This window comes from Paenibacillus sp. XY044 (assembly GCF_002257645.1).
In the GTDB taxonomy this organism is placed as follows: Bacteria; Bacillota; Bacilli; order Paenibacillales; family Paenibacillaceae; genus Paenibacillus_AQ.
Genome location: NZ_NQMO01000018.1, coordinates 37,731 through 48,882, shown reverse-complemented (window position 1 = coordinate 48,882; position 11,152 = coordinate 37,731). Strand labels below are relative to the sequence as shown.

Below are 11,152 nucleotides of genomic sequence, written 5' to 3'. Positions count from 1 at the left end.
GGCGCTTTCAGGCCCAGCCCCTCGATCATGTGGGTGACGATCCCTGTCGACGGCGAGAGGAACGTGATGATCATCCCCGCCATGACGACCATGGAAATAAAGTGCGGGGCGTACGTCACTGTCTGGGACAGCTTCTTGAAGAAGCCGTTTCTGACCTCGTTAAACGCCAGCGCCAGAATGATCGGGATCGGAAACCCGATGGCCAGTGAGTACAAGCTGATGCTCAGTGTGTTCCAGAGCAGATCCCAGAAGTAGTAGGAATGAAAGAAGCGGACGAAGTGGTCGAAGCCGACCCACGGGCTTCCCGTGATTCCTTTCGTCGGGATGAAGTTTTTGAACGCGATTTGGATGCCGTACATCGGCCCGTAACAGAAAATAAGAAAGTAGAAAAAGGCTGGTGCGATAAACAGGTACAGCTCCCAGTTCTGAATAATGCGCTTCCATAAACCTTTGCCTTTTCTCTTTGTCGGCATGACCGCCGCCGGGCGGCCGGCAAACGCCGTGTTGGTTTCCTGCATAGGATCACCCCTTCCTGATAAAATGGTTTTTGCTCCACCTATCGTTATCACAGCATGTCAGGTGTGCTAACGCTTACATTTTTACGATAGCCGAGGGAGCGGTGCTCGTAAATATGTCATTTTGGGGACTGCCGCTAACCCCCGGTGACAAGGTGCCTGGGGGCTGATGACAAGCGGTTTGGACAACCGGACAATGTGTCATTTTTGAGCGATCCGGCGGGATGTGGGCGGCATATCAAAATTGACCAACCGAGCGGCAAAGCCCATACGAACAGGGATCTTCCCCCTAATCCTTCCGATCTGCTGTGCTCGGATTCAAACCTCTCCACAAAGCTGCGCATGTATTAGCGGTGAAGAATGCCGAACAAAAAAGACTCCCGGCCTATTCGGCCGGCAGCCTTCCTCGTGTGATTTCTACCTCATGTCCCGTTGGCCTTTCCCAGAAATTACATCACGGGTTTGGGGCCATATGGGTTATTCGTTGCCTGACTTTCCCGAGAGGTCTGCACGACAAAAATAATGATGCCTACGATCGGGACAAGGATGATCAAGTTCCACCAACCGCTTCTTCCGGTATCATGAAGTCTCCGGCATGCAACCACTAGAGACGGCAAGAAGGTGAATACGAAATAGATTCCGGTTAATATGTAAGACAGCCCCACGATTTCCTCGACGACGGAAAGCATAAGGTAGATAATTCCTTCATACAGCATAAACATCCAATATTCTTTTTTGGTTGCCCTCCCCTGAAATCCCGTGTAATTTTTTAATGCCTTCAGATACCATTCCATCCTAAACTTCTCCCATCGTTATCATAACCGATTGAGTTTAGCATGAAATTAAACGCAGCATATACCATCAGATTTTTCCATGAGATTCAGAAATAAAAAAAGCGGCCGGCTTCTAGAAACTGAATGCTGTACAAAGGATCAGATCATCATTTGACTTCCCGTTTAAACTTGAATGCAGCAAGGATAAACAACGCTCCTCCTACCATCCAAAAGGGCTCCCAAAAATAGAGCCTCCACTTGAAAGCAAAATCGTCAATTTGCAGGAACAGCAGCCCCAGGCCAGCACAAATAAGGGAAACCACGTTTGCCAGGCCGTATATGAACAGCAAGATCCCCGCCAGTAGCGCTAGAAAATATAAAATCCGGTTCGTGATGCTGGACCAACGCCTTAGGAGCAGCAGCAAAAATAAGCCCCCGCACAATTTCACGAATCCAGTAAACCAAACCATAGCAATGAACGACGCTTCCCTTTCTATGGCTTGATGATAGATAAACCCTCCTAATGTCTTTACGCCAATCATGCCTCCGCCTGCCCAGTAAAAGCTCATGATCGCAAACAGGAGACACCAGATGAACCCCGCGCAGATATATATTCTTTTACTCTGGATCATTACCCTCCCCGCCTTTTCATTAGTAATCAATGCACTCCTACCTAAGTGCCGGGCACTCATTGAGCTAAGCAAGCATTTATTCACCCGCATTCATCTGCTGTCTCTGCTATCTATCATTCTCCATTTTTGCTGATTTGTCAGCGTTATATCGCCTTCTGAAGATATCGAATCATGGAATCAAGTCTATGATTTATTCTTATCTATTGGCAGGCAACCTGCTTGTCCCAAGGAAAATCCCCGCAGGAGCCTGTTTTCGCGAAAGATAGCCGTTAGTCTAGCAAATGATAGTTATCAGTCCATGCCAAATGTGAAGTAGACCCATATTCTGTAGTCAAATCGACAGGAGGTGCTTATCATTGGATTGTTCAAGAAAGTGTTTCAAACGTAAAGTTGTTGTTCGCCATCATAAAAATAAGAAACGCCGCGTCCGCGTCATTAAAAAAGTCGTAAAGGTAAACTGTCCTCCCCCGGAAGTTATTGTAAATGCTCCGGCCGGTCCGCAAGGTCCGCAAGGCCCGCAAGGCCCGCAAGGTCCTGCTGGTGCACAAGGTCCCGCCGGTCCGCAAGGCCCTGCCGGTGCACAAGGTCCACAAGGTCCGCAAGGTCCTGCCGGTCCTGCCGGAGGCATCGCCTCGTTTGCGTTCTTGTGCAGCACGGTCGATCAAACCGTTGCCGCAGCCCCCACTCCTGGAGGCCAAGGAGGCGCCGTCACTTTTAATGACTCCACCATTGTCGGAACGGCCACTTCCTTCACCAGCCCTTCCAGCGTCAATATCCTGGAAACCGGTTTCTATAACATCAGCTGGGAAGTATTCCCGACTGCCGGAAACAGCGCATTCGGCCTGTTCTTCGATCCGGATGCCGCCGGACCGCTGCCTGCCACGCTGGTTCATTGCAGTAACTACGGCTCCGGTGCAGGCAATAACCCTTATCAGGGTCAAGTCGTAGCGGAGTTAACGGCGGGAGGTACCTTGACTTTGAACCGGATCGATAATACGGGTACACAAACACTGCAAGGAAGCATAGGCGGGGGAACGCCTACGGTGAGCGCTTCGATTGTTATTGAAAAATTGGCGTCGGCCTAAACAACCTACTCCCACTGCAAGACTCCAAGATTATTTTAGTATATGTGCAAGAAATCGCTCTGCTACTAGCACAGCGATTTCTTGGCATTTGGCGGCATATTTTTTATTGTTATCCAGGCAGATCCAAGTCAGCTTTTCTGGGCTTCTTTTTGGGATAGCATGTGCTTCATGCCCCACTCGCTGATCTTATCCAGGAATCCAATCATGGATCGCCCCGTCGAAGTCAGTGTATATTCCACTTTGGGCCGGGGCTCCGGGTACGATTTCCGTTCGACGATGCCGTCACGCTCAAGCTCGCGGAGCTGTTCCGTCAGTACTTTTTTGGAAATGGAAGGCAGATGCCGCAGCAATGCGCTATAACGCACGGGCTGGTTGTTGTTGTACAAATACCGGTATATCGGGATTTTCCACCTCCCGCTTAAGCTGGATATTACAACCTCGACCGGACACTCATTTAGCTGTACAGGCATTGGATCACCCCGTTTTTTTCCAACATTATACACCATGCTGTAAGCAAATGTCTGGATACAAAAAAGTGCCTTATTGTTCCCGGCATTGACCCAAGCCTATAATCCTGGTGAGGGGAGAGGAATAGAATGAAAATTGGAATTTTGGGATCCAGACATGTAGGTAAAGCGTTAGGTAAAGGATTAGCGATGTCGGGATACTCCGTTGTCGTGAGCGGCCGGGAACCCGATCATCCGAAACATGCAGCCTGGAAGCAAGAGGCCGGCGATTCGGTGAAAATGGTTTCTTTTCATGAAGCCGCCCGGTTTGGCGAAACGATCATTCTGGCGCTTCCTTGGGACGGTTTGCAGGACGTGCTGGAAACCATTGGCCCTGTCCATCTAAACAACAAAACCGTCATCGACGTCAGCAATGCCGTACACTTTGACAACGGGCCGCGTTTGCTTCTTAACGGATCGTCTACAGGGGAAATCGTCCAACAGCTGCTTCCGGGCAGTTATGTAGTAAAGACGCTCAATATCATTAGCGATCAAATCATGGTTCACCCTCATTTTGACGAAGGCTCACCGGTCATGTTTATGTCCGGCAACGACCCGGAATCCAAGGAGCAAGTCAGAGCCATATTAAAAGATCTCGGATGGTCAACGGTTGTCGACTTGGGCAGTATCAGCCAAAGCCGTCTGCAGGAATCCATTATGCTTGCCTGCGTCATCAGCGAAATTCAACTGCAATCTCCAGGAGCGGCATTCGCCCTGCTGACACATTAACGGATCTTTATGTTACGCAGTCCGCTGGGCTTCCCACCTGGTTTGCGCCTCTTTCAGGAAAACAGCAGCGGTTTCGGTGCTCGGAAAAGCCCTTTTGGGAATGATATGCGCCATCGTCTGGTTCAGGAAAATGAAAATATAATCTTCATTGTTCTCAATGTCTCTGATCCCGCCCCACTTGTGTATACTTTCATTCACAGACGTACTCTCAATGATACCTTCATCCGCCAATGTGATCGTATGCTCGCCCAGCAGCATAAGAAGCTGCAGCTGATTATGCCTTAAAAAAGTCTTTGACAACAGTGTTTAGATACTATACACTTTTTCCATGATGAACAATGAGAAACTTACAAAAGAAAACATCGGGAGTCACCTTCTGGACGTATTCCAAGCGTTTGGAAAACAAGACCGTAAAATCAGGGATTATGGGGTAGAAGAACCGTTATTTCATTCCGAGATTTATACGCTTGCTGAAATCAGGGAACATGAGGGCATTCATATTACAGCGCTGGCTGAACGCTGCGGCGTAACGAAAGGGGCTATATCCCAAGTATTGAAGAAGCTCGAGCAGAAAGGGCTGGTGCGCAAAGAAAAAGATGCCCGCAATCAGTCCAGGTTAATGCTCAAGGTCACTTCTAAAGGCGAAATTGCCTATGCCCGCCACTTGGAGTATCAGAACCAATTCAAACATATGGTCGTGGAAGTATTAGGAGATGCTCCTGACGAGCAGGCGCGATGGATCAGAGAATTCTTAACGAAGCTGGAAGAGCGAATATCTCATGATTAGCCGCTAAATTTTTTTGAGCAAAGTGTTTAGTACCTATACACAATAATGAATCATCATTTGGGAGGTTATGTTATGGAGCCCTTAATTGTGTTGATTGCCGTCACGGTTGTTATTTTTATTGCCGGTGCTGCCGGGGTACAGCGACTGCGCCCATGGCCGGTTGCGCTCCGCGGTGGTCTTGCAGCGATGTTCATGCTGACCGGGACGGTTCACTTCGTTTATCTTCGCACGGAGCTCATCGGTATGGTTCCGCCAGCCCTGCCCTATCCCGGACTCATCGTGACGATCACCGGTGTGCTGGAATGGGCCGGAGCCCTAGGTTTATTGTGGCGGCCTACTGTCCTTTGGGCATCTTGCGGGCTGTCGCTTTTGCTGATCGTCATGTTCCCTGCCAATCTGTACATAGCGTTGAACGGCCTCTATACCCATCCTGAGGACGAACTGATCCCCCGTACCCTCATGCAGATCCTGTTTCTGTCCGTGAGCCTTGCAATCTGGAGGTATTACCTCCGTCATCGATCCGTACGGAAACATGGTGGAAAGTTCGGAGCATCCAGGTAAAACAAAAGCTCATTCCGCTCAGCTACTTGAGCCATTCTTCCATCTGTGGGATGGATTCTGCATATTGCTGTATGGCATCCAGGGTTCTCGAAGCTTGTTCAGTACCGGTCTTCTGTTCTTCTTCGTCCGTACATTCGATCCACAAAGACCGCTTTAGACTATATTCCAGCCATTCCAGTTTGGACAACAATCCACCAGCCAAGACCAGGCTCCAATCGGATCGAATGCGACCCTGACCTGTTTTATAGCCCTGTATAAAAGCTGCGAATTTCTCCCTCTGTATCTCACCCAACCCATTTTCGGACCAATAAACTGCGGTTTCCAGTACATCCAGCGCCGGATTTTTATAACCGGAGGATTCCCAATCAATCAGCAGGGGCTCATGATCAGACCACAGGACATTTTTCGGGTCCAAATCCCCATGGGTTATCACTTGTTCAGAAGAAAGGCTGTTCACCGATTCAATGGCGGCCGCATTCCAAATATGTAAATGTTCAATGCTTTCAAGCAGCTGATCGGTCCACTCGGCATTGCTTTCTTGTCCTTTCTCCAAATAAAATCCCCAATCTGTTGGGGCCGGCTTGGAGAGCAGTGGAACTTCGATGCCTAAAATGGAAAAGTCGATTCGATGCAGCTTGGCCAGAATGTCCCCCATTTTTTCGCAGTGTGCCATGTCTATTTCATCATGCTTGAGGCTTATCATCTCCACCCAATCGAAAACGAGATAAAAATGCTCCCCTAATCGCTGCAGCGACTTCCCGCCAAACTTCTTGGCAGGGAGAGCAGGAATGATTTTTACCGCGTAATTCGCAATTCGTTCGGATGCCATATAGTTCTCTCTTGCTGCTGACCTGGCCATAATCTGCGGATTCAACACCTTCACCGCATATTTGCCAGTCGTGGTTTGCATCGCGTACATTTTGTGAAGCAAACCTCCGGTAACGGGTACAGGGGCGGATCGTAATTCGCCTAGCTTCAGCGCATGGCACAATTTGTGAAATTCGGACATCTTCGTTCTCTCAAGCATGTATGCACAGCTCCTCTATGGGGTGATTATTCCCGGGAATTATCGTGCTATCGCCTGATCTTTTTTCAAAACCAAGGTCGAATAACTTCCTCCGGAAAGAAAACCAAGCTTTTCATATAATCTCTCCGCGGGGTTTCCTGAGGTCACGAACAACCGGATTGCAGGATAGAACGGCTCCAAATGGCTGATTGCCCTGCAGATCATATATTTTCCCAATCCCCGGCTGCGGTACGCCGGCAAGACGGCGACTTCATAAATCAATGGCAGGCCTTCCCAAAGTGAAACAAGACATACGCCGACTGGTTCATGCGAATCTGCATTCAAAATGACGGATGACGCGCCAAGAAGATGCGGTTCTTGATTATTTTCAAAAAAATATGCCGTATCCCGCACATAGGTATCGAGGTTCCTTTCGTCGGTCCCTGACCGGTAAGCTTCCTGCATGACCGAAACCACTTTTGGCAGAAATTCCGCGGTAATAGGCACAGGGTAAAATCCCACCGGAGCAGGGGACAGGACCTTTTCGGTGGGACGCATCATGCAGCTTCTCGTGACGGTTTCTTGAAATCCCATTGCTTTAAAAATCCCCAAATGTTCAGACAGGACATTGTCAGCATGAATCGATGGATGATCTGCAGCAGTCCGCAAAACCTGTTCCTGGAGAAATTCAGCCATTTCCCCCGTAAATGGATGGGGTGGAACCGTAAAAAGAGAACCTATCGTGTGATCCAGCAAGGTAACGCCTGCCAGCCGCTCCCCGTTTCGTGTAATCCAGTACACGTCGTTTGCGGTTTCCATCATATTTTGAATGGACGCCCAACTGGGGCGGAACCATATATTCGGCCTGTACGTCGCGAAATACTTCGAATAGATCCGGGGATCCGCTTGCACCAACTCATATGAAGGCAATTGTCCTCCCCCTTTTTTAAAATCAAATTATAAAACGAACTCCAACTGTACATCCCTTGGATCGTTCTCCAGTAACGTCCGGTTAACTTCGGCTGCTTCCCGGCATCCCATCGCATGATAAAAGGCAATCGTTTCTTCGGATGAACCTGCACAGATATACAATTTTTCGGCTCCCCACTCCCTCGCCTGATGGGCCGCGATCGAGAACAGCTTCTTTCCGTTACCTTTACCTCTCTGTTCTAACGTAATGAATAATTGATCCAATAATACATACCTATACCTGTCACCGAATACGTCCCGATTGATTGCGGCAAAACCCACTAGGTTATCATTCTCATCGAATGCCCCAATGGCCTCGCCACCAGACCGTATTGTTTCCCTTAGATGTTCCAAATGATAGGGATAGCCGTTCGGCCAATCCTTGTCATGGTAATTGATCTCGACCAATTGTCGCTTTCCTGCGACTTCCCGCCATGCATTTTTGATAAATTGTGACGCGTCCATGCCGTTAATGAGCTCAGCGTCCTCATAACCTAAACTCCTATAATTCCACATGGGTGTCCTCCATTGGCTTGCATTCATACTTGATAATTTTACCATACGACTAAGGTATTGAACGGCTATAACCAAACTATCCTCGTCTAAAAGACAATCGTCTTGCGGGACGGTGTGTCATCCGGAATCTCTTGTTGACTTGGAGTATATTCAAAGTTATATCATGATCCTCAGCAAATACATTGTACCTTTAGGAGCGTGAGAATCATGGGAATTCAAAAGCTGGAACATGTAGGTATTGTGATGAACAGCATCGATGAAAGTGCTGCGTTTTACGGCAAAGTTCTCGGCATGGAGCTAAAAGAAATACGTCAACCCAATTCGGACACACGACTGGGATTTTTAGGTTTTCCTGAGGATATGGCCTGCATCATCGAACTGGTTGAAAGAGCGCATTCAGGACTACCGAGCGAAGGAACCGTCAATCACATTGCATTTACGGTGGATGATATTGATAAGGAAGCCTTTCGTCTGGCGGAGCTTGGGGTAACCTTTCTTCGTGAGGAAATTATAACTGCGGGTGATGGGACAAGATTCATTTTCTTTAAGGGACCGGACGGAGAACATTTAGAACTGTATCAGCCGGCTATGAAGATTCATGAATGATATGTCTCCGTAAATGATCAGGAGGCGAGCCAAAGTGAGCTCCAAACACAAAGATAGGATTCAGAACGAGATTGACCGATTACTGGAAACGCAAAGGATGATGGATTACAAAATAAACAATTATTACGAAATCCTTGCGAATCCGGACTTAAGCAATACAGCCTGTCACCCCGAAAAATCATAACAAACGATAAGCTCCAATCGGCAAAATAAAGATCTCTCTGCCGATTGGAGCTTTGTCATTGAACCCATCCGTCGTCAGCTTAACCCCCATTTCAATCTTTACGCCGGGCCACATGGAGAACAGCGCCCCAATGGCGGCGAACCGATGGGTCCGGACGGCTGTTCAGGCGAACCCGGATCTCGCTGAAGAGCTGATCGCGCTTCCATTCTTCCATAAGAATATGGCCGGAGAAGGTTTTCAGAAGGTTAATATACTCTTCAACATGATAGATGCGCTCCCAGTCAAAATGTCGAACGTGAACGACCTCAAACAAGCCGCTCTTCTCTATCTCATCCCGCTGCTCCTGCAATTCCCCCGGCCTTGGCCAGTCGGTGTCTTTCGGTTTACCCTCGCCCAGTTCATCGTATACGTCTTGGATTTCACGGAAGAACGGGTCACCATCGTCTGGAAACACGTGGGTGGCGTTCCAAAATGCCAAGTGTCCGCCGGGCTGAAGGACCTGCCACGCCTTGGAATATCGAACCTTCGGATCAATCCAGTTCCAAGCGGTGGCGGCAAATACCAGATCGAATCTTTTTTCCGCTTCAGGCTGCCACTCTTCGAAGCTCCCCGTTATAATCTCAGCGTCCATTCCGGCAAGGTTTCGGCGGGCAGCGTCGGCAAGATCGGCACCAAGTTCCACGCACGTCATCTTGAATCCACGTTTGGCTAACGGGAGGGTTGCCTTTCCTGTCGCACAACCGATTTCCAGCAAACGATCTCCGGGATGCAAATCAGCCGCCTGAACCAGATCGTCCAGCAAGGCTTCCGGATATTCCGGTCGCGCCTGCTGATACAGGTCTGCCGCTTGCTCAAAGGATTGGCGCAATTCTTTATAATCGTGTCTAGCGTTCATGGTTGCCTCCTTATACGCTGCTTCTGTCACTTTTTACTTTGGGAATCATTTAACTCGTTCAAAGCTTTTTCTATTCGCCGCTGTCTGGTTTCCGGTGTCTTGGCATCCTCAATGCCCAAAACAAGGCGCCGTCGATTACTGTAAGACATGCTCTCAAAAGCAGACTTCGCCAACCCGTTATGCGACAATGCCGACAAGAAATCGTCCGGCACGACAAGTTCACGCGGTTCCGTATCCAGCTCCAACTGAACCTCCAGTTTGTCGCCCGCGGCAATCTTCGCTTTCTTCCGATGCTCCGTGCTGACCGGAATCATGAATCGCCCGCCCATTACTCCAATCGTAGTCCGGTACGCGTATCCCCGAATCGTAACACGAACCGCAGGTTTTTTTCCAGAGCCTAAGCTTCTGACAACTTCCTCCGGCACCTCAATACCTGTTGCGGTCTTTCCGTGCAGCTGCAGGTCGGCAGTAAATGTTACCATATCGCAACCTCCTCAAAATGAATTGAATTTTTTCATCCCTTCAAGTAGTCGACCAATGCAGGCACCAAAGCGGCCGGTTTCACGATATGAGTTTGGCCGGGAAGCACTTGATGGGTTGCATTCGACAAAACCTGTGCAAGCTCCTTCATGGAATTCCGCATCCATTCCGGGCTCTTGCCGCCAACGGCAACAAGCGTGGGAACAGAGACGCTCGACCATCGTTTCAGCGTATCCTTACGCCCTTTCTGCTGCCCGATCGTCAGCGTGGTGTCATAAGGAAGCGTATGGGCGACCGACTTAAGCTTAGACCAGGCAGGCATCATCGGCATCATGGCCACGACCGGGGCCGGCAGTCCGACTCCTTTTCTCATAAACAGCTTGACTGCTGCGCCTCGGCGATTGGCTCTAATCAGTTCATCCATTTGTGCTGCATATTCATCCGGCACAGCTTCACGACTGTCGTCCGTAACAAAAGGCGCTTCGTACAACACCAGTTTTTTTATCGACGAAAGTTTGTTTGCCGCTTCAAGGGCAAGCGCTGCGCCCGAGGATATGCCGTATACAAATACATCCCCTCCTGCTTCTTCAATCAAAGCAGAAAGGTCCTCAATCTCGCGATCAACTCCATAAATAGTATGATTTCCACTTTCGCCACGCCCTCTACGGTCATAGGTATACACGGTAAAATCCTGCTGCAATGCAGCCGCCAAGGCACTGCTCGGGCCATTTAACCGACTGCACAGCGCGCCATCGACCAGCAGGAGCGGCGGGCCGCTTCCAAGCTTGTCGTAAGCAATGCTCGTGCCGTCTTTCGAAGTCACCGTACTCATAAGGCAGACCTCCTTGCTTCATTTTGTCCTCTACCATTACAACGAACGCGGCTAACCATAATCGACAAATACACGA

Annotated in this window: 15 protein-coding genes and 1 pseudogene; 5 read left to right on the top strand and 11 right to left on the bottom strand. The window is 49.2% G+C overall.

Annotation, left to right across the window (positions count from 1 at the left end):
* The 3 genes and pseudogenes from CJP46_RS35265 to CJP46_RS35255 all read right to left on the bottom strand — a co-directional run.
* Nucleotides 1-518 (bottom strand): annotated as a pseudogene (locus CJP46_RS35265) (sugar ABC transporter permease); the annotation flags it as partial.
* Between the two features lie 446 nt (nt 519-964).
* Nucleotides 965-1,309 (bottom strand): DUF805 domain-containing protein, encoded by a 345-nt coding sequence (locus CJP46_RS35260; RefSeq protein ID WP_094600253.1) that lies wholly within the window; start codon nt 1,307-1,309, stop codon nt 965-967.
* A gap of 146 nt (nt 1,310-1,455) precedes the next feature.
* Complete coding sequence (locus tag CJP46_RS35255; protein WP_179281454.1) at nt 1,456-1,992, bottom strand: DUF3995 domain-containing protein; 537 nt, start codon at nt 1,990-1,992, stop codon at nt 1,456-1,458.
* A 284-nt stretch (nt 1,993-2,276) separates the two neighbouring features.
* On the opposite strand from CJP46_RS35255, the gene CJP46_RS35250 reads away from it, so the two are divergent.
* A complete protein-coding gene (locus CJP46_RS35250; RefSeq protein ID WP_094600251.1) occupies nt 2,277-3,005 on the top strand; it encodes a hypothetical protein in 729 nt (242 codons plus the stop codon).
* A gap of 128 nt (nt 3,006-3,133) precedes the next feature.
* Here the strand turns inward: CJP46_RS35250 and CJP46_RS35245 are convergent, their stop codons facing one another.
* Nucleotides 3,134-3,475, bottom strand: coding sequence for a winged helix-turn-helix transcriptional regulator (locus CJP46_RS35245; RefSeq protein WP_179281453.1), 342 nt, complete (start codon nt 3,473-3,475; stop codon nt 3,134-3,136).
* A 126-nt stretch (nt 3,476-3,601) separates the two neighbouring features.
* Between CJP46_RS35245 and CJP46_RS35240 the strand changes: the two genes are divergently transcribed.
* On the top strand, nt 3,602-4,240 hold the full coding sequence (locus CJP46_RS35240) for an NADPH-dependent F420 reductase (RefSeq protein ID WP_094600249.1): 639 nt from the start codon (nt 3,602-3,604) through the stop codon (nt 4,238-4,240).
* Nucleotides 4,241-4,252: 12 nt separating this feature from the next.
* Here the strand turns inward: CJP46_RS35240 and CJP46_RS36770 are convergent, their stop codons facing one another.
* On the bottom strand, nt 4,253-4,498 hold the full coding sequence (locus CJP46_RS36770) for a YcxB family protein (protein ID WP_094600248.1): 246 nt from the start codon (nt 4,496-4,498) through the stop codon (nt 4,253-4,255).
* A 70-nt stretch (nt 4,499-4,568) separates the two neighbouring features.
* Between CJP46_RS36770 and CJP46_RS35230 the strand changes: the two genes are divergently transcribed.
* Both CJP46_RS35230 and CJP46_RS35225 read left to right on the top strand, forming a co-directional pair.
* Entirely contained in the window at nt 4,569-5,027 is a 459-nt protein-coding gene (locus tag CJP46_RS35230; protein ID WP_094600247.1) for a MarR family winged helix-turn-helix transcriptional regulator, read from the top strand.
* 72 nt (nt 5,028-5,099) lie between these two features.
* A complete protein-coding gene (locus CJP46_RS35225) occupies nt 5,100-5,588 on the top strand; it encodes a DoxX family protein (protein WP_094600246.1) in 489 nt (162 codons plus the stop codon).
* 22 nt (nt 5,589-5,610) lie between these two features.
* Here CJP46_RS35225 and CJP46_RS35220 read toward each other — a convergent pair whose 3' ends face one another.
* The 3 genes from CJP46_RS35220 to CJP46_RS35210 all read right to left on the bottom strand — a co-directional run bounded on the left by CJP46_RS35220 (nt 5,611) and on the right by CJP46_RS35210 (nt 8,079).
* Complete coding sequence (locus tag CJP46_RS35220) at nt 5,611-6,597, bottom strand: aminoglycoside phosphotransferase family protein (protein WP_306431116.1); 987 nt, start codon at nt 6,595-6,597, stop codon at nt 5,611-5,613.
* A 57-nt stretch (nt 6,598-6,654) separates the two neighbouring features.
* On the bottom strand, nt 6,655-7,350 hold the full coding sequence (locus CJP46_RS35215; RefSeq protein WP_179281451.1) for a GNAT family N-acetyltransferase: 696 nt from the start codon (nt 7,348-7,350) through the stop codon (nt 6,655-6,657).
* 201 nt (nt 7,351-7,551) lie between these two features.
* Complete coding sequence (locus tag CJP46_RS35210; RefSeq protein ID WP_094600243.1) at nt 7,552-8,079, bottom strand: GNAT family N-acetyltransferase; 528 nt, start codon at nt 8,077-8,079, stop codon at nt 7,552-7,554.
* A 207-nt stretch (nt 8,080-8,286) separates the two neighbouring features.
* On the opposite strand from CJP46_RS35210, the gene CJP46_RS35205 reads away from it, so the two are divergent.
* Nucleotides 8,287-8,685, top strand: a complete 399-nt coding sequence (locus CJP46_RS35205) for a VOC family protein (RefSeq protein WP_094600242.1) — start codon at nt 8,287-8,289, stop codon at nt 8,683-8,685.
* A gap of 275 nt (nt 8,686-8,960) precedes the next feature.
* On the opposite strand, the gene CJP46_RS35200 is transcribed toward CJP46_RS35205, so the two are convergent.
* The 3 genes from CJP46_RS35200 to CJP46_RS35190 are packed head-to-tail and all read right to left on the bottom strand — an operon-like array spanning nt 8,961 to nt 11,076.
* Entirely contained in the window at nt 8,961-9,764 is an 804-nt protein-coding gene (locus CJP46_RS35200) for a class I SAM-dependent methyltransferase (protein WP_094600241.1), read from the bottom strand.
* 26 nt (nt 9,765-9,790) lie between these two features.
* Nucleotides 9,791-10,246 carry a YdeI/OmpD-associated family protein gene (locus tag CJP46_RS35195; protein ID WP_094600240.1) on the bottom strand — a complete coding sequence of 152 codons (456 nt, stop codon included), beginning with the start codon at nt 10,244-10,246 and terminating at the stop codon, nt 9,791-9,793.
* Between the two features lie 32 nt (nt 10,247-10,278).
* Nucleotides 10,279-11,076: an alpha/beta fold hydrolase gene (locus CJP46_RS35190; protein WP_094600239.1), complete on the bottom strand. Its 798-nt coding sequence runs from the start codon at nt 11,074-11,076 to the stop codon at nt 10,279-10,281.
* Between the last annotated feature and the right edge of the window lie 76 nt (nt 11,077-11,152).